Below are 24,602 nucleotides of genomic sequence, written 5' to 3'. Positions count from 1 at the left end.
TAGATATAGTACAACAGTATAGTATATGAGAAATAGTAATTTTTACTATTTAGGTATTTTTATTTCAAAAAATTAATTCAATTATTGCTGCATGTGATTCATCCATTTGTTAATCAAATAATTTTTCTTCCAATACTCCCTTTTCATAAGCCTTATAAAACTTTCTTGCTTTTGAACTCATAAGAACATTGTTTTTTTCATTTCCAATAAATGCTAATAAGATTTTTGCACCTTCTAGCTGCACTTCTTTGACGTCTTCTTGTTCACTATATTTTTGCCCTTCAATTTTTACACATTTTAAAACTCGATCGTGATTGATTTTTTGGTCTAACCCATAATTAATCATTGCAACTGTATAAAGAAATTGTTGTTGGTTTCTATTTGTGAGTGAAGTAAAAAAATCACCAAAGGTTGGTAAATTCATACCAGTGTTTTTATTCATCCAAAACCCAACGATCTGAGTAGCAGCTTTAAATTCAGTTCCATCTGGATACACAGGATTTGAAAATATATATTGACTTGCGTCGAAAACTAAATTTTCATAATCTTCATATGTTGGATTTTTATCTTCTTTCATCTTTTTCAAAGACACAGAAAAAAGCTCCTTTGATGAAGACGGAAACGTAAATGAAGTCCAAAGCCTTGAGGTGACTATTTTATCATTAAACTTTCCAGGTTTAAATGTTACTGCTTCAATCGCTTCTTTTATATAACTGTTTATTGTTTTTGAAGTAGGATACGAACTTACAGTAACATTAGCTATTTGCGCATCTTTTTTTACAGTCAAATACACGTATACATTTCCTTTAAAGTCAAGTTCAGAAGGAATATTAGGGTAGATTAAATTTCTTAAACTCGCTTCTGCACAATCACTTTGATCTTTTTCTGAAAGCCCCTCACTACACTTATTTTCAAATGGTAATTCTGTTAAGACCGCATAATGATAAATGCCTTCTTTCTCTTGCTTATATGGTTTTGCTTTATATCCACTTGTTGCAGTATCATCTGCATCTAAAAAATATCCATTTGGAATTTGTCCTATGGCAATGGTTGGCACTAAAAATAAAAGCGTGAGAATACGTAATGTGTACTTGTTCATGTATTTTTTCAAATGTGTTACAGCTCTAAATATATGGTAAGTAGGGCAGAAAACAAGTGATTATTTTTATTTAGTTCCAAACTAATAATCATGGGAGTATTTTATAAAATGAAAATAATAAGGTGGATTTTATTCTCTGATTTTTTCCGTAAGATGTTTGCCGAAGTATGTTACAATAAAGTAAAACTCAACGATAATGGTATAGAACATTGGATCTCCAAAAAAATCTGAATAACTACCACCATTTGGAATTATGAATAAAGGAACAGTGATTAATGTATCCAATGCAACAGCAGTCATAATAAATGTAAGTGCTAACGTTGTTGGTTTCATTTTCCCTTTTCTGTAAAATAAATAGGTGCCTAAGCATGCACTTGGGATAATTGCTAATGCTACTGTAATATTGGCTTGTCGTTCCAGATTTTCTAAAATGGGAATGTAAAATGATATGAGGTAAAAAGTAACGCCCATACCCCATACTAAAATGGCACATAAAATACTGAGTAATCGATTTGTTATCATAATCCTTTGTTTTTAATTATGATACAAAGCTATTGTTACACTAGATGTGTCACTTACTTCAAAAGTACTATGATTTGTTCGAAAAGAATTTAATGCTCAATGGAACTGTAGTTGCTGTTTCCAGTTTGCTATCTATTCTTTTACTTTAAGATTTCTAAACGCACCTTTTGAGTCAAATCCTGTCCACAGTCCTATTCTATTAGAAACCTGTTTTGTTAATCGCTCAACCGAAAGTAATTCTGTATTTGTTTCTTGATCATACACATATACTTTTTTATCATCAATTCTTACTTCTATACCAAACCATTCATCTGGTAAGGGTTGACGTGGGTATGCTGCTTCATATTGCCCTTCATGGTTAGTTCTCAAAAACCGCCAAGTATATGTAGGATGATGAATATATTGAACCGCATGCTTTCTTCTTATTTTCTCAGTAGATTGAAAATTAAATGGCCTGAAGTAAACGGCTTCGTATGTAGAGTCATTTTGAATATTAAATGCAATTCCAACAAAACTTTTCCCTGGGTTATTCTCTCCTTTTATTTCTAACTCAATAACTCCTTTCTTAAATTCTAGGTCTTTGATGATTGCCATTCCATCTCCTTTTTTATTGTTTAGGACCAAAGTGTTTTTGGAATCGCTTATGGATACAATGTCTCTATTGATGACTTCCAATTGATCATTTTCAAATTGAATGAATGGATTTGAGCAACCTATTAAAGTTAAAATTAGAATAGTAATTACTAATGCAAACGTTCTATTTTTCATGTGATTTTACTTTTGTAAAATGATTACTAACATCATTATTTATGATGTATTACGCATATTAAAAATCAACGTATACATGCATTTACTGTACTTTAAAGATAATGAATTACAACAAGCTCTGATATGATGATTACTTAAAATAGATTACATCTCATTTTGGGTGTATGCATGGGTACGCTTTCGCGAAAGCGTATAAAACCATAATTTAAAATTTATGATTTTCTTATAAATTAAAGATCGAGCTTATCCATTTCTTCCTTTTCATATCTGCTGTCTTCTGCCGGATATCTCAATACATGGTCATACTTGCCGGACTGTTTTGCCATTGAATAAATTAAACTCTCTCCTGCAAAATTTGATTTTGGAATGCTTTTAAATATTTCATCCTGAAAAGCTTTGTCAGCATCAATTACGTCCCAACCTTGTTCTTTAAACTCTTTAATGAGATCTCCTAAAAATAATGCAGATGTCAAATTATGATGAAGCAATAGTGTGTGATTGATATGTCTTCCATTCATTTCATAAGAAAGCTTTTCATAATAACTAGCGCGTTCTAAGATATGTTGTACATAAAAGTCTTTGAACGTATCAATATCTATAGCGTCAAGCCCTACTTCTTTTATCTTTCTAATTAAGCGTTGGTCAACATACCAGTCTGAAGCATCTATGGTGACATAGCCGTTCAAGTAATTATGTTTGCTAAGTATGTTTCTAATACTGTCAACTTTAGCTTGATGCTGTCCTTCTTTTAAGTAAGGAAATCTAAAAAGCTTCGTATGATTACTAAACTTTGAAATAATCATGTCCGTTTTGATAAGTTCATTCTCAAAAACTTGAGCGGTGTTTTTTTCGGAATTGAAATTTGGGTGAGAAAAGGAATGATTAGCTATGGTATGTCCATCGTCATTCCAACTTTTAAGTAAGTATTGTCCTTTTGTGTTTAATTTATTCTTTCCAGTAATGAAAAATACAGCTTTCAGATCTTCTTTTTCAAGATGTGACAAAATCATTCTATTCCATTTCTTAAATTGAAAACCTGCTAAGTTAGACGTATTCCCATCATCAAATGTAAAACTTACGACTGGTTTTGATTGGATAGCTTTTTCTGATTTTTCTGGCGCTTTTTCCACTTTTTCAGATGTCGGATTTTTACACCCTAAAAAGATGGCGAGAAGAAATAAGATGATTAATTGAGCTGGCTTCATTTCTGTTGTTGGGAATGTATGCTAACGTATTTGTTTATAGTTTTTCACATAAGAAAGGTACGGATATTTTATTCTGGCATAGAACTAAGTTTTAAACGCTACTTCTTATTCCTTTGACTATCTAACCAGCGATGATACTTTCTGGCATTTTTATTATGTTCAGTAATAGATGCTGCAAAAAGGTGATATCCCAGATTTTCTGGGTCAACACACATATAATAAAAGTTATGGTCTTCCGAATTTAAAACCGCATCAATACTTGTAATAGAGGCCATACTTATAGGGCCAGGAGGGAGTCCTCTGTGCAAATACGTATTATATGGAGATTCAAAACGAGTATGTTTATATAAAATTCTCGTTGCTTTAAAATCTCTCGTTGCAAACTTTGCTGTTGGGTCTGCATCTAATTTCATACCTATTTTAATTCGGTTTAGGTATAATCCTGCTACGCGTTTTTTTTCGTCATCTTTTGATATTTCCCTTTCTACAATGGAAGCTAGATTGTAAACCTCTTTTGGAGTTAGCCCTATTTTTTTGCTTTTGCAAGCCTATTATTGGAATTCCAAAAACGCTTATGTTCTTTAATCATCCTTTCAAAGAATTCCTTTTCATTTGTATTCCAATAAAATTCATAGGTATTTGGAATAAATAAACTCATAAGGGTTTCAGTAGTGTATCCGTATTGAGTTATATAATCTTTATTTCGAAAAAGGGTAATCAAGTCTGTAGAATCACTTTCTATAAATTTAGAAGCTTTGCCAGCAACATCTTCTAATAACCAACCGTGAGTTAAAACTAAATTTACTGCTTCTTGTTTTCCTGCTCGAAGATGACTGATTAATGAACGGTTACTCCACGATGGAGTAATTTTATACCTTCCAGATCTCATGATCTCTTTTTTATAGTTCATCATTTCTGACACTTTACGAAATGAGACGGTATCTATAATTTGATTATTGTTATAGAGTATCTTAACAACGTCGTTGAATGATGAATTTGTAGGAATAGTGACAGTAGTACTCTCCAATTTTTCAGGGACATTAGGCGCCATTATTTTTACATAGGCATTATAACCAAAAATGCCACCAATGATAACAACAACTAGTAATCCCCAAAGTATTTTTTTTAGCATTTCATTTTCGTTTATTGGGTGATTTTAGTATATGAATATAGGATGTTTCATCTACTAAATTACCAAATACAAACTGAATAGAAAATCCTTTCAATTATAAACACCTTTCGCTTTAGCAAAATGACCTATGTTTTTTAAATGGTTTGTACTAGTTCTTAACGTATTTAAACTATATATGAGTTATTTTTTGCTCAAAAAGTCGAATTTTCTGAAGTAATTCTTCTTTCAACTCATGATTAGAAATTTTATTTTCTGAAAAATTTTCATAGAAACTAGCGAGTGAAAAATCTGCAACTACATCACCACCTAAATATGGAAAATATGATTTAGCAGATTGTAATACAGTAGCGCCTCCTCTGGCGCCTGGAGAAGTAGCTAATAGTAATATGGGTTTATCTTTCCAAACTTTAATATCTATTCTAGACAACCAATCTATAGTATTCTTGAAAGAGGAAGTATAAGAGCCATTATGCTCTGCTAATGAAATCACTAGTCCATCTGTTGATGCTATCAGGTCACTTAATTTTTTAGCATTTTCTGGAATTCCATTTTCTGCTTCTATATCTATTCCATAAATGGGTAGCTCAAAATCATTTAAATCTAAGATACTAACGGTTACATTTTGAACCTTATTTGCTACATAAGTAGCTAGTAATTTATTTATAGAATTTTTACTATTACTTCCTCCTAATGCGATTATTTTTTTCATTTTATATAGTGTTATTGTTTTATAAAACAAAGGACAGAAACTTTATTCTCTGAAAAAATAATCTAGATTAAGAAATTAGCTAGATGATATTCTTTTTCGTAATAAACTTAAAAACTCTGGCGTAACGCCTATATAAGAAGCAATGTCTTTTTGAGAAACTCGATGTACTAAAGAAGGATATTTTTGAACGAAATTGTAATAACGATCTTCTGCACTTAATGATATATTTTGATCAGATCTACGAATATAATTTGCTAAAGACTTTTGATATAAGATTCTATAAAAACGTTCAAATTTTGGTATTTTTTTAAATAGCAGTTCATAATTTTCTCTTGAAATTTGGAGAACTTCAGATTCTTCAAGCGCTTGAATAAAATAGTTTGATGGTTGTTGGGTGATAAAGCTAGCCATATCTCCAGTCCACCAATCCTTAATAGCAAACATAGAAATACGCTCAGTACCTTTGTCATCTATACGATACACCTTTAAACAACCTTTAACAATAAAATATTCATTTTTTATAACCTCTCCAGGTTTTAATAAAAAATCTTTTTTTCTAATGATTCTTTGTTTCAATAAAGAAACATATAAGTTTTGTTCTTCCAGATTTAAGTCTATAAAACGACTAATGTTTTTTAAAATTAATTCATAAGAAGACGGCGACATAGTTTCTTTCATTAAAATGAATTTAAAGTTAAATAATTTTCATTTTAACTGACTATATGAATTCTAATAAGATTAGGACGTAATCGAATCTATTGTAGTAGTAATTGCATTTATACATTACTATTTATAGTTTTTACTTCAAAATTGAAGTGATCTACCTTTTCTGCTTTTCCAAAAGTAGATTCGTAAAACTTAACTGCTTGTGTATCTTCTGAGTGTGCTTCAACAAAAATTGTTTCAATGTCATTATTCGTTGAATAATCTTTTAGATAGTGAATTAACGCTTTCCCTATTCCTTGGTTTTGAAATTCTGTTTTAACCGCTATATCATAAATGTATAGTTCACTTTTATCTGTATAATATCGTTCTAGTTCATAGGCAGTCAGTCCTCCAAGAATTCTACCTTCCTTGATTGCTACAATAGCATAAAAATCAGGTTTATTTAAGAGTTTCTTTATTTGTCTTTCGGAGGCAACTTGATTAGGCTCCTCAAAAACCTCATTCAGTAGTTCTATAAGTTCTATGAATAGTTTGATATCATTTTCTTGAATTCTAGAAATTTTAAAACTATTTTTCATCTTACTAATTAATTACATCCTTTACTCGCGATGTGTTATGCTTCGTTTTATGAGTTTTTCTTTTCTCATTATTGGATGTTATATTATTCAATTCGATGAGTAGGAAAAACTCAATAACCATAAATATAATGCTTTGATCTCTTTTTAAATAAGAATTTCAAACCTGTATTTTTTGTGTATAAATAACTTTTAACTCAGCTGATGAAAGAACGTGTTTATTCAGTAAGTTCAAGGTTTAAGTGTATCATCACACCAACCCATAATAAACACACACTAAGGCAATAGTGTCAAAAAAACCATGTACCGCAATAACAAACCACAAATCGTATTTCCGCAAGTAGAATATCAGGGCTAAGATAGCACCTACAATTCCTGCAACAAGCTGTCCAGTGATCCCTTGATAACTATGCATAAAGCCAAAAAAGCAAGCAAGCAGCACAATATTAAGCACGATACTGATTTTGCTTTCTCCAAAGAATTTTACAAATTGTCGCATAAAATAACCACGAAAGATAATTTCCTCCCCAAACCCTGCAGTAGCCCACACAACAACCAAAGTAATTAAACAGGCTGGAAGATTACCTTTTAACTCATCAAAACTTGAATAATCTATAGGAACTCCTGTGAGTATTGTAATTCCAGGAACCAATGCAAAGACATAAAAAACAAAGAGTCCAAGTGCCAATAATGGAGCAAGTACGAAGATGTTTTTAGATGTGAATTTTTCACGTTGAAACCCAAGTGCTGAAAATGGTTTTCCTTTGTATTCTATATAATTTGCTATAATAATTATTAGTGAAGCAATAACATTTGTTAGGTAACTTAGTTGGACCGGTTTAAACCATATAAAACAGATAACTGAAACGGTAATTAATGGGATTATTAGTTGTCGTAAATTGATTTTGTTCATTTTTTTTAATTTTAAGCTTAAAGCGAAATAATGAACAAAATCTCTAAAAGATTCTTTAAATATCTATGTTCTTACTGAATGGTCGTAAATTTATAACTGAATAGTTGATCCTTTTTGGCTTCTTTTATTGAAACCAATCCATAAATGCTTTTCGCTTATAACGGCTAATGTTAATTTCAGCAATCGCATCGTTTTCAATAGGAGCTTTTAATCGAATACGCAACTTGCCATTTTCAATCTTTTCAATTTGGTCTACCGCATCTTTGTGAATGATAATTTGTCGATTGGCTCTAAAAAATAATTGATCGTTTATTTTTTCTTCTAGCGCATTCAATGTAAAATCCGTATGAATAGTAGTTCCATCATTTTGAACAGTATATACAATCTTATTTTCACTATAAAAACATGCAATATTTTCATAGGTAAGCTTCGTCATTTTTGCGCCACTTTCAATAGTGATTTCTGCATCTCTTATAGACAATGTGTATAAATGATAGATGTCTTGCGCGTATAATAAACCTATGAGAATAAAACATACTAATAAAGTAATTAGTAGACCAATCAATATATAATAGAACGCTATTTGGCCACCTGCAACCATTTCTACAATAATATTTGCTGGAATATACAGGATGGTAATATACCCTAAAGTAGAAGCCATAAACTTTACGATAGTGTGAATTTCTATCTTTTTAGAGAAATACTTTTTCTTGTAAAATTTAAAGTTAAGATCTGCTATAATTCCAACTAAAAAAGACAAAACAATAGTAAACAAGAAACCTTCTATGGGGAATCTATATGATTTACTACCTAAAAAATTATCACTTGCTGCTATATGGTTTGCGACTAAAGAGAAAATGATCAATATAATTGCTTTCTGAAATAAACCCCCTCTAGAATTACCTATAAATTTATGCCATACTTTCTTTACTGCATTCTTGGATGGTTGTGTTTCACTCATGAATAAGAAGCTCTTTTTGTCAGATTCAAAAGTAAAAATATATATTTTCCATAGAATTTTCGCTAATGATATTATGCATGATTCATTGTAGGTGCTTTTATTAAATCCAATCAAATGTTAGCATAAAATTAAAAAAGAAATGTCTAATCCTGTAAAAATGCTTCTATGAAAAACATTTCTTGTTTTTGGTAACGGCTTCATCTAATCGTAAGTTACAGATTTAAAGTTACTTTTTTCGGCTAAGTAAGTACTAAAGTTCGTAATTACTAGCAAAATGGATGTAGTCGAATCCACCTTAATTACAGTTATATATTGTTAGTAAACGTCTTTATTGACTCAATTAGTTCATTCTTGTTTTCCATTTCACTGGGAATTCGGATTTCCCCTTGATTGAATAATTTTCTTTTTAATGAGGGAATGGATTTGTCGAAAATCACAAAACCTGGATTTAATTCGATTCCAATATTTTCCCACTTAATTTCAGTAATCTTTTTGTTCCAACTTGTTTCTTGAAATTCAAGATGAATTGGCTCAAGAAATTCGCGTATGAGGCTTTTTTCCGTTAATTTAATAGTGTATGATTTCCATTGTTTCTCCGAATCTTTAAGCCCTTTATTTATTGCAGAGTAAATTAAAAATCCAACTATTAAAAATGAAATGATAAGATAAATTATTGTATTTAATGATTCAGTTCCGAAAATATGGTAATAGATTGTAAAAATTATAATCGCAATTAGTATAAAAAACCAATTAAAGAATTTTTTATGTTTTTCGCGAGTTGAATTATATTTTTTTAAGTCAACCTTAAACTCTGTTTTCATTTTGTCTTTAAATGTTTGTTATGGATCGTTTAATCGTTAGTTACGGGTTAAATTAGCCATTATTTTCGGTTTAGTATGAATAGTTAGTAATTCCTATTAGATTTGGAGGTAATCGAATCAGCCGTAATTGTGGTGATACAGTGTTGTATGTTGGCTTTTATATTTTTTCATTTCCAAATTCGTTATTAAAATCACGAACTCTTTTTTCTGGATATTCATATTCAGCATTCATAAGTAAGTCTCTCCAGTCAGTTTTAGTCAGTTCAATCATTTTTTTTAGATGATTTATGTCCTTATTTCCTGCAAATATTAATGAACGAACAATTCTGTGACTCCTAAATTCTTTATTAGATTTTATTAATTCTTGAATTTTTCTTTTTGCATCTCCAGAGTTTTTTCCAAAATCAGATTCAAGTCTTTTTAGTATATCAGTTGGATATAAATTCAGATTTATTGTTTTTTGATCAATATCAGATTCGCATTTTAAGTCAGTATTTATAATCTCGATTATTTTTCCAAAACCAATAATCCGACTTCCTTCACAAAATTTGAATTTCATATTATCATAAAGCCGTTTTGAAAAATATTCCGTTCCTAAAATTGCGATTTTTGCTTTTACTTTTTCTCCAGGTTCAACGTTTTCTTTTCCGATATAAGTTTGGTTTCCAGATGTTAAGTATTCTGGGTAATTTTCAAATTCAATATGTGGCCGATAATTTGAATGTGCAGGTGTATTTCTGCCACCTTGTTCTGATGTCAAAAATTCTAATTCTGCAATAAAATCAAGTTGTTTCACGTAATTTTTTGTTCAGCTTTCGGGTAACGGTTTAGTGTATGAGTAGTAGCAGATTTTAAGCGACCGCTATTCGGATAACAATATACTTTAATTTAATGATAACGGCTCGAGCTAGAACTCAAACCGCTATTACTTATAGACATTGTTCTTTGCAGGTTTTATTCTACTTTAAAACCATTTTTCAGTAAAAATTCTTCCGTAAGTCTTCTTCTTTCATCTGAATCCTTTTGAGAACTTCCTTCAAAATAAAAATGTTCGGCACCAGCATAGGAACGCCAAGTGAAACTATTCTTGGTTTTTTGAATGGCGTCCCTGAATTTTTCAAATTCAGAAAATTCCACCATATCATCATTCTCACCATGAAAGGCAAGGATAGGAGGAAGGTTGTCCTTTATAAGATAAAGAGGTGAGATCGTTTTCGTGTCGTAAGAAACGTTGTAAACATCTCTACCTTCAATGTCGTATGGGCAAGAACCTAAAATGATAGCATTTGGTTTTGAACTATATTTTGACGTCACCCCAAAATCTTCTCTGTTTTCAATCATACTTGAAACCAAGGCTAAATGAGCTCCTGCAGAAAAACCATCTGCCAAAATCTTGTCTGGGTCAATGCCTAATTCCTTTGCATTTTCACGTACCCAAGCTATGGCAGTTAGCGCATCACTTACCGAAGCTTTTACGTCTGTACCGTATACATTTCTTTTTCGATAATCGAAAGCAATTGCAACTCTTCCATCTTTTGCTGCACCTTGACAAGCTCCATAACTCCATTCAGGTAGTCCAATCGCCCAACCTCCCCCGTTAAAAAATAGATGGACAGGTTTTGGTTGAGTTTTATCATGATTTTCTGGGTAGAAAATATGAGCATTAAGCGTGATACCGTCTACCGTTTTGAAAGCTTTTATTTCGCTGGCAGCATTCCTTCTATCTTTACCCATTTGGTAGGTATCCTTAATTTTCTTGATATATTCTTCATTTTTGACATCTTTAATAGCTTTCGCGAAAGCGTAATCAAAAGCCTCGACACGGTAGGTCCAAATATTGGAAGTAAAATGTTTCTTAATAAAAAAATCTTTTACGCTTTGATGAGCGTCTAACTCAACGATAGCGTTGTAACGATTGTCTAAACGTTTTAAAGGAACATATTCAAGATGTGAAAACTTGTATTTTCCTGCGGAAAGAATATCAAAATAAAAATTCATACATCTTTTATACTCCTTAAATTGAACTAAGGAAGGGTTCTCAAAACTTCCCTTCATCACATTTTCAAAATAGTCTTTGGAGACGGCTGCGTTTTTTTTAAAGTTAGCAAAACGATGATAGTTATTTGGATACAACAACCGATAGCGTTTGTGTTTGAATGTAGTTTCAGTCAATAAGCTATCTAATATTTTCGCATCTATTTCTTCAGAATTTCTTTTGTATTTATTGAGCAATTTTAGCACGGTTTGCTCTAAAGAATCAATGGTAGTGTTAAAGCCGTCTAATTCTTGACTGAATATCTTTCCGCGGTTAACAGTCACATAATCATCATTTTTTTTGAGGAGTTTGTTGTGAGCCTCTACTATTTCAATTGGATTTTTTTCAGGGTTTTCCTCACAGGATTGAAATAAACTTGACAATAAAAGAAGTACAGGGACGAAAAAAAACGTATTCATAGTATCATTTCTTGATTTGTTAATAATGTCAAATATTAAATTTTTGCAACTAGAAATTTTAGAATAATAAAAGAATATGGTCTTACTACGTGCGATGAGACTCTTTTAAAGCTAATGCTCTATAAACTGAAGGTGACATTCCTGTTTTATTTTTGAAGATTCTATAGAAGCTACTTTTTGAGCTAAAACCACAAGAAAGTCCAATTCCAGTAATAGAATGACTTTCAACAGCATTAGATTTTAAAATAATTTTAGCTTCTTCTACTCGAAATGAATTAATAGAATCATAAAAACTACTATTTAATACCTCCCCAAAAAATGCTGATAACTTACGTTCAGAAACTTCCATTCTATCTGCAATCATCTTTAAATTCAAATCGGGTGATAAATATAATTTTTCCTCATTCATATGTTGGGAAAACTTTTGTTTCAACACTTCTTTTTCTTCATCTTTTAAGTAAAAGGTTTTGTTTTCTAGTTTAATAGTTTTTGTAATGTGCTTTTGAATTAAAAAATCTGGTAAGAAAACTTCAGATTGCGTGACTCCATAATAACCGAGGTATGACATTGCGACTACTATAAAAAACACAGTAATATAACCATCCCAAGAAACATTGTATCCAAATGAAATTTCACTTATCGTAAGAAGAAGGTCAATGATAAGAACAAGTAGAAAGCAGATTAGAAATTTTTCAATCCATAGAAAATCTTTTTCTTTAATGTTTGAATAATTCTGTTTCATAGTGTTATTCACTACATAGAAAAGCTTTAGCGAAAGACTAAGATATACGATTCCATATATGTCTTTTATTAATGCCCTGTTTATATACTCATCAATTAGTTGAACATATTGAAAATCCAAAGAATTAGGCACCGTATAAAATGTAAAATAAAGGATAAAAGGAACGAAATGAATTAAGTACTTTTTAAGTAAATCTGGTTTATTACTAAAAATTGATTTTATGTAAAGAAATATTAATGGAGGAATTAAAAAGCGTGCGCCGCCTTGAAAATAGTTGGCAATAAATCGTAATGTTTTTAAATCATGTAAGTTCGCATAGAAAAAAATAAAAATACTGAGAATTAAAAACCAAAAAACAATTAATATATATTGCGGTAATTTCTTTTGTTTTAAACGTAGCAAGCCTATTAATGCTATTATATTCAATAAAATACCTATTATTAGTATAAAGTCTACGGCTAGTTTCATTAATGTTTGGTCTATTGAATATGTGCCTTTTAGGATTTCCATATATAATCCTGTAACTGTAATAAATTATATATGCTGTTGTGCTCAGTTTTCTTTTTTTAAATGGTAAATCCTATTCTTTTGTTGATTTTTCTTCTTTTTCAGGCATATTTGTTTTCATATTGACTATGAAAGTATGTAAAGGTTTAATGATGTTATTTTTTATACTAACAAAGAACAGCTTCGGCTATGAGTGGTTATGTACTTTAGCTCTTAATTTTACAAGCACACACTAAACTGAAAATTCGTAAGGATTTTCAGAAGCGAGAGAGAATAAGTAATTACTCATAGCCATAGTAGCTGTAGTATTAATTATTTTCTTTTATATAATTTTCAAACTCTTCTGTGTATGGTCTCTGATACTTTTTATAGGGCTTGTGAAGTTTTCCAATTCCATATTTGGCAAGTTTAAATGCCTTGTCTTTATCATCATTTATGTCAGCATGTTTAAACACAAAGTAAATTGAAGGGAAAATATCTTCATGAAATTCTCTATAGAATGAAGGAAAACCAGTCTTTGGATCTTGAATTCCGTATTTTAAATTCTCAAAAGTTCCGATTGTAATTTTTGATAAGATTGTATCAAGATTTTCAAATTGTTTGAAATAGGGGATACCTTTTTCTAAAATAATTCGATATATATCTTCTAAAACAGCTTTATTATCGTCTTTATTTGATTTAAATGCCCAATGCCAAACAGACGTGTTAATGGGTGATAATCTTTTACTGAATTCGCAATATTTTGTGCTTTTACTTTTATTGAATTTAAAATGTTTTGGCGGATATGTTATTCCTTTAACTTTTACTAATAAGTCAACTTGAGTTCCACCGCCATTTCTATCGGGGAAAAAGTTGATTAAATAAAATTTACTATCATCCTCTTTATAGAATTTATAATCCTTTCCAGTAAATCCTTGGGTAGCGATTAGTGGTTGGAAATATTCATTTATGCATTCTTTAAAATCAGCATTTGTAAATTCTTTTGATTTTCGCCAAGTATTAATTGGTACATGAATCCAGCCAATTCCAAGATTGGTACTTTCAATCTCTTTTCTAATAAGTTTCTTGTCCTTACTAAAATGATATTTTAATATGTCTTCATCTATTTTTCTTTTAAAGAGCATATGTTTTTGGCTTTCATATTATGGCTAACGTGTTTTTGTACGGAAAGTTGTGGTTTTGTGTGCGAGGATTTTTCTCAGGAAAATCAGACGTATTAAAATTGAAACTGATTTTGGTTTAGCATTAAACTACGCAATTTTTATACACGGTGTTACCCACGTTTTTTATTCGACTGCTTGTTTTAATTTCAAATTCCCGCTATTTAATTCAGACAGTTTTCCTTTTTTTAATTGAAATTCTAAATCATTAAATTCAATCCATTTTGCACTTGATAAAGCAAAACTTATGTCATCAGATTTATCTAAAGTTTTAGAATTCAAAATCAGTGTGTCGTTTTTGTTTTTCCACAAGCCTTCTGTGAAATCTGAACTATGTCCTTTATTTATCCAAAATTTAAAAGTTCTATCTTCTTTTAAAACTAGTTTAATTTCAAATCGGTCTTTTGTTTGTTCTTTATATTCTCCATAAAATAGTTTTGTTTTCCTATTTGGTGGTTCAATTTGCATTAATGAATACATTTTGTCATTAAAAGTTTTGATAAATTTTTCGTCTCGAAAACCATCTGTACAAGTATGGCAAAATTTTAAATTGACAATTTCGATATTGTTTAATCGAATAGTGTCAATCATTTTATCGGGACATCCTGAATAGCCTCCAACAGCACTAACTAAAATTCTTTTTCCGTCAAGAAATAGGGCAGTTGCAATTTGCTCAATTTTATTGTCCAACCATTGGTTGTCACTTTCGGTCAGTTTAAAATCTTTTCTAAATCCGCTGTAAATTTGAATACTACTTACTGTATTTAATTCTGACTGTAATAGTTGACTTTCAGGTTTGTTAATTGAGTCATACACCAAGTTTTTCGGAACATAATTTATTAAATCGTAATACTCTTTTTCATAAAGAGTAGACGATTCAGAATTTTGAGCAAAAATTAATGTGCTGAAAATTAAGTTTAATATGAAAACAGTTTCTTTAATGTGCTACAATGTATTGTGTATAGTTAATTGCCGAAAATCATAACTGATTTTTCCAACATATTAGCAAGTTAATTAATTCAAGTGAATTTCCTACGAGGAAATTTCGAAGCAATTAATTATACACGTTGTTTGCATTAATTATTTTCCATTTTGACAATTTTATTTTTCATTTGTTCATTATAATTCCACTCATTATTTTCATTCAATAAGATTGCCTTTTGATAATTATCAAGTGCATTTAAAGTATCTTTTTTTATTTCATAAATTTCCGCAAGACCTGCTAATGATATCCACCAATTTGGATTGGCTTCTGCATTAAATTTGAAAACCTTAAATGCTTTTTCATTATTCTGGTCATTATACAAATATGAATTTCCAAGACTATTTATATTCCATCTTAAATTATCAAAATCAGAATTTGGATTTTCCTCTTTAAGATTTTTGAATGATCGCTTTGCTTCATTAAATTGACTATTTAAAACAAAACTCATAACATCTTCTTCAAGTGTCAACCCTTTGACTTTTAATTCAGGAATTGCGATTCTTGCAATGTCATTGATAATAATGTCATAAGCAGGAATTTCGTAGCCATTCGATAATAAAATGATGGTTGTTTTATTGTTCACGAACTTTCTAAATCCAGCTAAATTTCCACCAGAAAAACCATAAGAATTTGATTCACTCACAGTATAGCTGCCCCAACCATATAAGAAGTTATCCTTTTGATTTGTGAAATTGAATGGTGTCCACATTTTAGATTTGGTTTGCCTATCCAATAGTTTGTTGTTGTCTAATAGTTTATTCCATGCTATGAATCTGTCAAGTGTAATATTTAAGCCATTACCTGAATATCCTCTTTTTCCACTATTGTTAGTGTCTTTTTCAAATTCTTTTGATTTACCATTATAGAAATATCTATTGGCTCGATTAGGTATAATTTCTTGTGAATTAGAAGAAAATAAAACTCCATTTGTAGAATTATCAAATTGATTTTCCAAAATGTATTCGTCAAATGTCATACCTGAAATATTTTCAATTATTTGTGTAAGTAACCAGTAATTTGTTTGGTTATACCTAAATTGATTTCCAGTCACGAATTCCATTTTATCTTCAGATAGTTTTTCAATTAATTCTTTATCGGATAAAGTACTTTCATATCGTATTATATCTGGTAAACCAGAAGAATGGCTTAATAGATTTTTAATTTTTATTTCTTGCCATTGAATAGGTAAATTATCGAGATATTTTGAAATCTCATCTTCTAAATTTAGTTTACCATTTTGTATTAACTGAAATACACCTGTTGATGTGATTAATTTTGTTGCAGAAAAAATTCTGAATAAAGTATTTTTATCTACAGGATTATTATTTTCTAAGGAGGCTTGTCCTAAATAATTCTTATAGATTACTTTATCTTCTTCTATTACTGCCAATGCCATACCAGGAATATTGTGTAATTCCATTGTTTTATTAAGATAATTATCAATCTTGTTTTTTATTTCAGTAGAAGTAGTTTTTTTTTCTTGTTTGGAACAAGAAATAGTAAAAATTAGAAGTAATAGAATAAGTAAAGTTTTAAACGTCTTCATAATATTAATTGTTAGTTATATTTTATAAAGACGATAATTATTAGACAACGTTGCGATTTCTTAATTAATGCCAACGTATTCGTGTATGGTTTGTAGTGTTGAAGCAGTAAATTAGCAAAAAAGAATGAAGAGTGCGGAAATTCGGTAGAATTTCCCGAACCATTATTATACATTACTAACTATACACGTTGTTGGCTATAGTTATTTTCTATAGACTCCGCTTTTCAATTCAAGATCTCCAGATCTTAAATGAGTCAAAAGGTTCATTAATTTTGGTTTGGTAGTTTCTCCCATTAGGACGTTCAACCCCATTTTTGGTGGTCCTAATTCTTTTAATTTAGCTACAAGTACATCAAAAAAATCTATTCCTGCTTGGGTATGATTTGTAGATTGCTTCTTTGTTAAGCCGAACTCTTCCAAGAAGTCATTCATTTCTTCTGATTTGAATAAGAAACTGAGATTAGAATCACTAGCCCAAGGCATTGGGTAATTAACTTCTCCATTTCCTTTTTTTAGGATGTCATAAAAAAGAAAATGCCCACCAGTTTTCAATACTCTATTAATTTCTGAATAGAACTTTTTCTTATTCGGAATATTCATTTGAACATGTTGAGTCCAAACAACATCAAAATGGTTGTCTTCAAATGGAAGTTCAGTTGCATTTCCTTGAATAAAGGTGGTCTTATTCTTTAGATTTACAAGTTCAGATAGTTTATTTGCAGTTCTAATATATTCATTACTAAGGTCTATTCCTGTTGTCTGACAATTGTATTCATCTGCAAGCATTCTGCAAGGCCCACCTAAACCACAACCTACATCAAGAACTTTTAATCCGTTAATGTTAATACTATTGGCAAGTTCTCTAGAAACTGTTGCTCCACGTACATGAAATTCATCTACACCTGCAATATCAGCTCTTTTTACATTATTTAAATCAATGTTTTGTGCTTTAAGACGATGGACAATTTCTTCATATAAATCTTCTTTCAGATAATGGTCTTCTATATTTTGATTTAAATCTTCCATTTCTTCAGATTTACGCGAGTTATAATTGCATACAACGTGTTCGTGTATGATTTCGTTGTGTTGGTTAGGAACTAAATTAATAAATAAAACAAGAGCATAGGTAAATCCGTTGGGTTTTCCGAATAGTCACAGAACAAATAATGAATTATACACGTTGTTGTACTCAGTTTTTTTATTTCCAAATTTCCCACCATTTTTTGGAATCATAACCATTATTATTCAAAACCGCTTTAGCGTGGATAGCTACCAAGTCATACTTATGGTCCACAAATTTTTCAATTCGTTTATTTATTCTTGGGCTGTTAAACTTTATTAAGTCCATAAAAATACTGCCTTGTACAGCATAAATGAATTCCAATTTTTCAAATGCTTCAAAGGCTATTTCTTCCATTTCGGGATCTCCCTTTTTTAAGTCATTTATTAGTGCAGCCCAAGTAATTTTTTCAAAATGAGAATCTTTTTTCTTAAGTCTTCTTGAAAGAACTGGCAGAGCATTTTCGGATTTCATTTCGACTAATGTTTGTCCAATTAAAAGGTCGTCATTTTCTTCAAGTTCCTGAATTAATCTTTTTTCAACTGACAAAAACTCTTCTTTATTAAGTCCAGCAATGATTTTATCATTAGTAAAGCCTTCCCGTTCTTCGCGAGTTGGTGGCGGAATAATTTGTTTTATTAATTTTTCAATATTTCTCATTTATGAAATTGGGCACAACGTGTTTGTGTAAGGTTAGTTGTGGAATTGCAGCTCGCATGTGCGACTGAAGCTTCGAGGAAAGACGCGAGCTGTTGGGCTCAAATGTTTCCGCTAGACAAGATAGTAATTTGTAGGAGATTTTCCTTGTCTTAACCAACTAAGTAATTAATTATACACGTTGTTGCAGCCAGTTTTTTTGTTTTCTATAATAGGTCTTGTCCTTAGGTAAGATACTGTTTCAAACTAAAAATGACATTCATTAAATAAAAGTACTATTAATTGTAACCTTTTTGTTATTTGAGTCTTCTAATAAGTAATTAGAAATGAATAAAAATGAAAAAAAGAACAATTTATACAATACTGATTGCATGTATAGCATCATTAATGTCAGCTTTTGCGACATTCATTATTCTAGATACATCAGAAACACCATCAACATATGACACCTACGAGATAGAATCAATAGTGCTTCAAGAGAAGAGAGAGTTAATAGTAAAAAAACCAAGAAACTATACAAATAAGAAACAATATCCAGTAGTGTATGTACTAGGAGGTAATTCTCTAACCTATACTATTGCAGCAGACACTGATTTACTTTCTCGTGTTGGCAATATTCCTGAAGTCATAGTCGTTGGAATACCAAGTATTGACCAAAAGACAAGGCAACGCGATTTAACACCACCTTACTTAAAGCAAGATTTAGATGAAACTAATTCTCCAACAGGTAAGGCTGATAGTTTTTTAGAGTATCTAGAACGTGAAGTAATATCATTAGTTGAGAAAAACTATAGCACAAATAATCAAAGAACTATCGTTGGACATTCTCGTGAAGGGTTATTGGTCCTTTATTCGCTAACTGTAAAACCTAATCTTTTTAATACTAGAATTGCATTGAGCCCAGCTCTTTGGAGAGAGGAAAATACTTTTGTGAGGAAATTTGATGATTTTCTGAAAGATAATCCTACTTTAAGTTCTAATCTATTTATGAGTATGGGAGAAAATGAAGTTGATAAAATGAAAACAGCTTTTGATTTATCAATTAATCTATTAGAAAAAAAAGCGCCTGATAACCTAATTTGGAAATCATACTATATGCCAAAAGCAACACATCAAACGAACCATTATTTAACGGCTGGTATTGGTGTTAATTATTTTTTTCATGATACTAAATGACTTAAATCTTATGTCTCTGATTGTGTTAAGACAAGGAAAATCTCATACAATATCTATTCAAAATATTTTCGAGTTACCATGATAGCTCATTCTCAAATTGGCTACAACGTTGTTGTAAGTAGTAGACTCCGAAATTAACATGCTAATTATAGATTTAGAGGCTTTAAAGAAGAGCCACCCAGACTTTAAATTTTAGTGTAGCTATACTCGTCATCATAAATAGCTCCCAAAATCGCATCTCCATTAGTTTTGAATTCAATTTTATTACCATCAATTCCATCAATAAAAACATTTTTTGAAATGGGAACTAAAGGGTATTCATAAACTTCATCTTCGTCAAATTCTTGATAATATAGTTGATTGTTTTTAATAATAACCGTTATTACTTCATTATCATCTGCACCATCGTATTTATAATTGCCCACATAGTTATTATAGTCCCTTATATCAATATCAATTTTTGTGATTTGTTTTGGTTTCCAAAGGTCATATTCGAATGTTTTTGAGACCGAGCGTAACATTTCTCTGAATAAGTCATCGACGCCGTCAGAGTTTACAATCATTACGAATCCGTTACCTTTTTGAGGATCCATAGCCATAAAGCTATAAAATCCAGGTACCCTTCCCGAATGTGAAAATAGAAATAAATCTTCTTTTTTTATAAGATCAAATCCCAACCCGTAATCTTCTTTCGAAAATATTTGCTTTGCTAGTTTTGAGCTTAAGAATGCATCTTTCCCGTTCACTATGTTTGCTACTTTTATCGAGAATTTTGCTAAATCTTGCGATGTAGAAAACAGACCTCCTCCACATTTTTGCGCTATGTTTTTATAAAAGCCTTCATGTACGATTTCATCCTTATACGCATAGCAATACGTGGTATTACTTTTGTCAGGATATACTGTTTTAAAAGTACTATTTGTCATTTCGAATGGTGTTAAAATAAGTTCTTGGGCTAAATCTTCAAAAGATTGATTGGTAACATCTTCAATCACCTTTTCTATGAGGTTATAACCTTGATTGGAGTATTTAAATTCTTCTCCTGGTTTTGAGGTAAACGTAATGGGCTGTAAAACAGTTTTACCATCTAAAATTTCATTGAGTGTATATATTCGTTCACCTTTAACAAATCCATGATCTCCTAGCTTTACACGCTGTTGTTTTTTTAAACCTGAAGTATGTGTAAGTAACGCTCTCAAGGTTACGGGCGTGTTTTCAATAAAAGTACTCTTTGGTAGTTTCCATGATTTTAAATAGTTTTTAATATCTGTGTCTATATCAAGAATACCCTTGTCTTGAAGCTTTAATATTAATATGGCAGTTAAGGATTTACTAATGGACCCAACTCTAAAAACTGAATTTGTATTGGTCTTAATATTGTTTTCCTTTTGACAAAAACCATAACCTTTTGAGTCTTCAATTTCAAAATCTTTTATAGTGGTTAATGAGAAGCCTATTGCTCCGTAATGTTTCATTCTTTCTTCAAGCTGGTAATAAACAGGGTCGTTTTCTATTTGGACCTTCGGTAGGAGTCCATTCTCAATTAGAGATAGATAGCTGGCTTCTTTTTTAAAATTTTCTTGACTATTGCAAGACGTACAAAAAAGAAGTGTAATTGCTAATAATAAACATGTTGCAAATTTTTGATTGATTGATGTGAGCGTATTCATTGGTTCTAAATTTTTTATAAAATTAATTGATAAAGAAGACCTATGATTGGAGAATTGAGACATCCTCAAAATTTATTTTACTTTCCAGAAGTATTTTAAGGATTCAGGATTATTTGTGATTCTATTTAATAATTTTTTTGGAGATTCACCTGAAAGTGCCTTAAAATGATTGATGAAATCGGATTGATCATAATAGGCAATATCACCTATAATATTTGAAGTATTTTGGTTTTGACTTGACCAATTTTCTATTGCCAATCTAAATCTCAATGTGTTTTTATACTCTTCAAAAGAACAATGCAAATATTTTTTAAACTGCCTTAAAATAGTTCGTCTACTTAAACCAATTTGATTTTCAAGGTCATTCATTTTAATATTTCCTTTTGTGGTATGAATTAATTGAATGATTGAATTAAGTAAATCTAGTTGTCCATTCTTAAAAATTTTAATAAACAATAGTTCTAATTCGTTAATCCTATCTTCAATACTACCAATTAAAGTGATACGACTAAGATCTTGATAGTTAATATTGTATAGGCCATTTTCAATCTTCGAAAATGTATTTTTATCGAAAAAGTTATTGATGGCTAAAGGAAAAAATTGAATACCTATTATATCATATTCGTCTTTTACAATCGCAGTTCTAAATTTTGTTTTTGTTGCTGTTAAAATAATAGAATTACTATTTTTTCTCTTTTTAACACAAAAAGTATGATCGTTAATTTTAACTATGGAATTAGAAAAAATATTTATGGTTTCAATAAAATGTGGATAATAAACAAATTCTGTTTTTTTATTATCTGTAGATTTCATAAAGTAAAAAGACTTGATATGCTTTTTTAACAAGTCTGATATTGGTTGAAATTCTTGAATTATCATTTTAAAATAGAATGAAATTTAGTTTGCAATAATACCTTTTACTTTTGAAACTACTGAGTCTATTATATTCTTCATCTTCTATTACTTACAACGGTTAGTATAAGAGCAGTAGCGGATTAAAACGCATCTACTTTTCGGTAAGTAATATACTTAATTAAACGCAAAAACGATTCGAGTTTACTCCCGAACCGCTATTGCTTTTATACATTGTTGTGCGTTCGCTTTTTTTTAATTAGGCGAATGAAGTCCGATTTTGTTCCCTTCCGAGTCGTGGAAAATTGCAAAAAATCCAATTTCGTCAGCGTGAGGTGTTTTAGGGATAATTATTTTTCCACCATTTCCTTCTACTTTATCAAGAATTGTTTGCAAGTTCTCTCCGCCATTCAGATATATTGTAACTCCGCTGGCAGAAGGTTCGTAACCTTCACCTTTCATAATTACTCCTGTTACCATTTGGTCTTGGTAGGGAAATAAGCCCAATTCCATTCCTGGGAATTCCATTTTTTCAATTTCGACACCTAAAATTTCTCTATAAAAGTTAATCGCTCTTGAAATGTCTGTTGCTGGAATCTCAAATATTGATATAAAACTGTTCATATTTTTATCGTTTTTGATTGTTGTTTCTGTGGTAGGATTTAAATTGGTGGAAGAAGTTCCTTTGTTTTTGCAGGAAGTAATGCCTAAGGTTAAAGCCAAAATTGTAATAAATATTTTTCCTTTCATTTTATGTTCTTTGTTGACGGAACAAAAATAACGGTAGAAAGTCGTTTGAAATTGTAAAAATGCGACACGCTGAATTATTTATAAAAAAGAGCAGAAAGGGTTAAGTTTTCGTTAGTAAGAAACTCTTTTGGGTTTATTCCTGTAAATTCTCTAAAGTCTTTTATAAAGTGGGCTTGGTCAAAATATTCATTTTCATACGCAATATCCGTCAGGTTTTCCGACTTTTGATCGAGTATCATTTTTAAAGCTGTCTGTAATCGAATTACTTTTCCTAATTGCTTTGGACTTACTCCAATTTGCTTTTTGAAGTTTCTTTCAAGTTGTCTTCGCTTTGATAAATCGTCTTTCAGAATCGAGTTTATTGAGGCACTTCCGTTTGTGAATAAAAGGGAATCAACGGTGTTTTTTACAATTATATTAATCGTCTTTTCATCATTTAACCTATCCAAAAGAAATTTTTCGATAATACTTATTCGTTGCTCCGTATTCTCCGCCTTGATTATCTTTTGCTCCAAATCATCTGCATTTTCTGTTCCAAAAAGTTGAACTATTGGTGTTTCCTTATTTGCCAAATTGCTGATTGGTTCAGAAACAAAATTTGCAAACCCATAAGGATAAAATCGGACAGCAAATGTTTTGACAAGCCCTGTTGGCTCAATGTAAAAAGGTTCAATTGTTTGTCCGAGCACCATTGCACGTGGTTGAAGTATAAATTCATTTTCGGAGGTGTAACGTTTTATGTCATTTCCAAGAATAAATGCCATTTCAATACAGCCATCAGGTACAATTCGTTGTTTTTGGGGTTCGGACTGTTCAGGAATTTCCAAAGTCCAATAGCAATCTACAAGTGGTTTTAGGTCAGAATGTGGTTCGTATGTTTGGTAGTTCATTATTGTCCAGAAGTTTTTTCAGAGTGACGCACAACGGTCTCGTATAACCGCCAGTTAAGGGTTTTAAAGTACTATTTTTCGATTTGGCATTGACGTTAGCAATTCCGAGTGGATTCGGGCGTAGTCGAATCCGCCGTAATTGCAGTTATACATTGTTGTACAACGTTTTTTATTCATTATTAGGATAGTATCTAATTCCAATTAATACATAATCCTTCACATTCTCGATTTTTACAAATCCATTTTGATTATCAGACCAAACTTCATCGTTGAAGTCAATTACAACATTTCCAATCGTCTTAATTGCTTTTCTATCACAATAATCAATAATATTATATTCAATATTTAATTTATCGAGTTCAGATTCTATTTCACCTAATCTCTGAATTCTATCTGCTTTTAAAAACTCTGAATTGAGTTTAAATTTATCATTTTCAAACTCTGTTAGTTCAGGGTATTTAGGGTCAAATCGATCATTTTGAATTGATTCAAGTTTGTCATTGCTGAAAATCAGTTCATACATACTGTAATGAATTCCTTTATTAGGTTTAGATACATTTATATTTCCGTCTGGCTCCCCAAGTTTTTCAATAACAGTTTTAATTGAGTCATTAATTTCTACAGTTCCAAATTTTCCTGTTTTTAGAAAGTCAGATATTTTGATTTCTCGTTTCATCTAATGTTGTACAACGGAATTGTATATGGGCAGTGCGGGCGAAAATGGCTGTTACCATTCGGTTGTGCACAAGCTGATTTTTACAAATTCCGCTTTTTATTTTTTC

Annotated in this window: 26 protein-coding genes; 1 reads left to right on the top strand and 25 read right to left on the bottom strand. The window is 30.6% G+C overall.

Annotated elements, in window-relative coordinates:
- Positions 1 to 109 precede the first annotated feature (109 nt).
- From CHB80_RS14860 to CHB80_RS14765, 20 genes are all read right to left on the bottom strand, one after another.
- Positions 110 to 1,099 (bottom strand): hypothetical protein, encoded by a 990-nt coding sequence (locus CHB80_RS14860; protein ID WP_089372286.1) that lies wholly within the window; start codon positions 1,097 to 1,099, stop codon positions 110 to 112.
- 129 nt (positions 1,100 to 1,228) lie between these two features.
- On the bottom strand, positions 1,229 to 1,621 hold the full coding sequence (locus CHB80_RS14855) for a DUF5367 family protein (RefSeq protein WP_089372285.1): 393 nt from the start codon (positions 1,619 to 1,621) through the stop codon (positions 1,229 to 1,231).
- A 132-nt stretch (positions 1,622 to 1,753) separates the two neighbouring features.
- Positions 1,754 to 2,389, bottom strand: coding sequence for a hypothetical protein (locus tag CHB80_RS14850; RefSeq protein WP_089372284.1), 636 nt, complete (start codon positions 2,387 to 2,389; stop codon positions 1,754 to 1,756).
- A gap of 230 nt (positions 2,390 to 2,619) precedes the next feature.
- The gene (locus tag CHB80_RS14845; RefSeq protein WP_089372283.1) at positions 2,620 to 3,594 is read right to left on the bottom strand and encodes a polysaccharide deacetylase family protein; all 975 of its coding nucleotides are present in this window, start codon (positions 3,592 to 3,594) and stop codon (positions 2,620 to 2,622) included.
- A gap of 98 nt (positions 3,595 to 3,692) precedes the next feature.
- A complete protein-coding gene (gene mltG, locus CHB80_RS25050; RefSeq protein ID WP_089372282.1) occupies positions 3,693 to 4,124 on the bottom strand; it encodes an endolytic transglycosylase MltG in 432 nt (143 codons plus the stop codon).
- A complete protein-coding gene (locus CHB80_RS25045; protein ID WP_089372281.1) occupies positions 4,121 to 4,726 on the bottom strand; it encodes an endolytic transglycosylase MltG in 606 nt (201 codons plus the stop codon). Before CHB80_RS25045 ends, mltG begins: the two co-directional genes overlap by 4 nt.
- 169 nt (positions 4,727 to 4,895) lie before the next feature.
- Entirely contained in the window at positions 4,896 to 5,435 is a 540-nt protein-coding gene (locus tag CHB80_RS14830; RefSeq protein WP_089372280.1) for an NADPH-dependent FMN reductase, read from the bottom strand.
- A gap of 75 nt (positions 5,436 to 5,510) precedes the next feature.
- Positions 5,511 to 6,113, bottom strand: coding sequence for a Crp/Fnr family transcriptional regulator (locus CHB80_RS14825; RefSeq protein ID WP_229746930.1), 603 nt, complete (start codon positions 6,111 to 6,113; stop codon positions 5,511 to 5,513).
- Positions 6,114 to 6,211: 98 nt separating this feature from the next.
- The gene (locus CHB80_RS14820; protein ID WP_089372278.1) at positions 6,212 to 6,679 is read right to left on the bottom strand and encodes a GNAT family N-acetyltransferase; all 468 of its coding nucleotides are present in this window, start codon (positions 6,677 to 6,679) and stop codon (positions 6,212 to 6,214) included.
- Positions 6,680 to 6,926: 247 nt separating this feature from the next.
- Positions 6,927 to 7,589, bottom strand: coding sequence for a CPBP family intramembrane glutamic endopeptidase (locus tag CHB80_RS14815; protein ID WP_089372277.1), 663 nt, complete (start codon positions 7,587 to 7,589; stop codon positions 6,927 to 6,929).
- Positions 7,590 to 7,713: 124 nt separating this feature from the next.
- Positions 7,714 to 8,550, bottom strand: coding sequence for a LytR/AlgR family response regulator transcription factor (locus CHB80_RS14810; protein ID WP_089372276.1), 837 nt, complete (start codon positions 8,548 to 8,550; stop codon positions 7,714 to 7,716).
- Positions 8,551 to 8,855: 305 nt separating this feature from the next.
- Positions 8,856 to 9,371, bottom strand: coding sequence for a hypothetical protein (locus CHB80_RS14805; RefSeq protein ID WP_089372275.1), 516 nt, complete (start codon positions 9,369 to 9,371; stop codon positions 8,856 to 8,858).
- Positions 9,372 to 9,528: 157 nt separating this feature from the next.
- Complete coding sequence (locus CHB80_RS14800) at positions 9,529 to 10,167, bottom strand: elongation factor Tu (protein WP_089372274.1); 639 nt, start codon at positions 10,165 to 10,167, stop codon at positions 9,529 to 9,531.
- A 158-nt stretch (positions 10,168 to 10,325) separates the two neighbouring features.
- The gene (locus CHB80_RS14795) at positions 10,326 to 11,825 is read right to left on the bottom strand and encodes an alpha/beta hydrolase fold domain-containing protein (RefSeq protein ID WP_089372273.1); all 1,500 of its coding nucleotides are present in this window, start codon (positions 11,823 to 11,825) and stop codon (positions 10,326 to 10,328) included.
- An 85-nt stretch (positions 11,826 to 11,910) separates the two neighbouring features.
- Complete coding sequence (locus CHB80_RS14790; RefSeq protein WP_089372272.1) at positions 11,911 to 13,077, bottom strand: helix-turn-helix domain-containing protein; 1,167 nt, start codon at positions 13,075 to 13,077, stop codon at positions 11,911 to 11,913.
- 305 nt (positions 13,078 to 13,382) lie between these two features.
- Complete coding sequence (locus CHB80_RS14785; RefSeq protein WP_089372271.1) at positions 13,383 to 14,198, bottom strand: DUF4304 domain-containing protein; 816 nt, start codon at positions 14,196 to 14,198, stop codon at positions 13,383 to 13,385.
- Positions 14,199 to 14,360: 162 nt separating this feature from the next.
- Positions 14,361 to 15,050 carry a hypothetical protein gene (locus CHB80_RS14780; protein WP_143337152.1) on the bottom strand — a complete coding sequence of 230 codons (690 nt, stop codon included), beginning with the start codon at positions 15,048 to 15,050 and terminating at the stop codon, positions 14,361 to 14,363.
- A 260-nt stretch (positions 15,051 to 15,310) separates the two neighbouring features.
- A complete protein-coding gene (locus tag CHB80_RS14775) occupies positions 15,311 to 16,765 on the bottom strand; it encodes a serine hydrolase domain-containing protein (RefSeq protein ID WP_089372269.1) in 1,455 nt (484 codons plus the stop codon).
- Positions 16,766 to 16,966: 201 nt separating this feature from the next.
- Complete coding sequence (locus CHB80_RS14770) at positions 16,967 to 17,791, bottom strand: class I SAM-dependent methyltransferase (RefSeq protein WP_089372268.1); 825 nt, start codon at positions 17,789 to 17,791, stop codon at positions 16,967 to 16,969.
- A 172-nt stretch (positions 17,792 to 17,963) separates the two neighbouring features.
- Complete coding sequence (locus tag CHB80_RS14765) at positions 17,964 to 18,485, bottom strand: hypothetical protein (RefSeq protein WP_089372267.1); 522 nt, start codon at positions 18,483 to 18,485, stop codon at positions 17,964 to 17,966.
- A gap of 333 nt (positions 18,486 to 18,818) precedes the next feature.
- On the opposite strand from CHB80_RS14765, the gene CHB80_RS14760 reads away from it, so the two are divergent.
- Positions 18,819 to 19,658 carry an alpha/beta hydrolase gene (locus tag CHB80_RS14760; RefSeq protein ID WP_089372266.1) on the top strand — a complete coding sequence of 280 codons (840 nt, stop codon included), beginning with the start codon at positions 18,819 to 18,821 and terminating at the stop codon, positions 19,656 to 19,658.
- Positions 19,659 to 19,843: 185 nt separating this feature from the next.
- On the opposite strand, the gene CHB80_RS14755 is transcribed toward CHB80_RS14760, so the two are convergent.
- The 5 genes from CHB80_RS14755 to CHB80_RS14735 form a co-directional block, all read right to left on the bottom strand.
- Positions 19,844 to 21,328 (bottom strand): serine hydrolase domain-containing protein, encoded by a 1,485-nt coding sequence (locus tag CHB80_RS14755; RefSeq protein ID WP_179218181.1) that lies wholly within the window; start codon positions 21,326 to 21,328, stop codon positions 19,844 to 19,846.
- 72 nt (positions 21,329 to 21,400) lie between these two features.
- On the bottom strand, positions 21,401 to 22,141 hold the full coding sequence (locus CHB80_RS14750; RefSeq protein ID WP_179218180.1) for a helix-turn-helix domain-containing protein: 741 nt from the start codon (positions 22,139 to 22,141) through the stop codon (positions 21,401 to 21,403).
- Between the two features lie 294 nt (positions 22,142 to 22,435).
- Positions 22,436 to 22,930: a VOC family protein gene (locus tag CHB80_RS14745; RefSeq protein ID WP_089372263.1), complete on the bottom strand. Its 495-nt coding sequence runs from the start codon at positions 22,928 to 22,930 to the stop codon at positions 22,436 to 22,438.
- A gap of 74 nt (positions 22,931 to 23,004) precedes the next feature.
- Positions 23,005 to 23,820, bottom strand: coding sequence for an AraC family transcriptional regulator (locus CHB80_RS14740; RefSeq protein ID WP_089372262.1), 816 nt, complete (start codon positions 23,818 to 23,820; stop codon positions 23,005 to 23,007).
- Between the two features lie 169 nt (positions 23,821 to 23,989).
- The gene (locus CHB80_RS14735; protein ID WP_089372261.1) at positions 23,990 to 24,496 is read right to left on the bottom strand and encodes a hypothetical protein; all 507 of its coding nucleotides are present in this window, start codon (positions 24,494 to 24,496) and stop codon (positions 23,990 to 23,992) included.
- Positions 24,497 to 24,602: the final 106 nt, after the last annotated feature.

The sequence above is a fragment of the Dokdonia pacifica genome (genome assembly GCF_900188275.1).
GTDB lineage: Bacteria > Bacteroidota > Bacteroidia > Flavobacteriales > Flavobacteriaceae > Dokdonia > Dokdonia pacifica.
The sequence above is the reverse complement of the archived record's forward strand: the minus strand, read 5'-3'. Positions and strand labels throughout refer to the sequence as shown.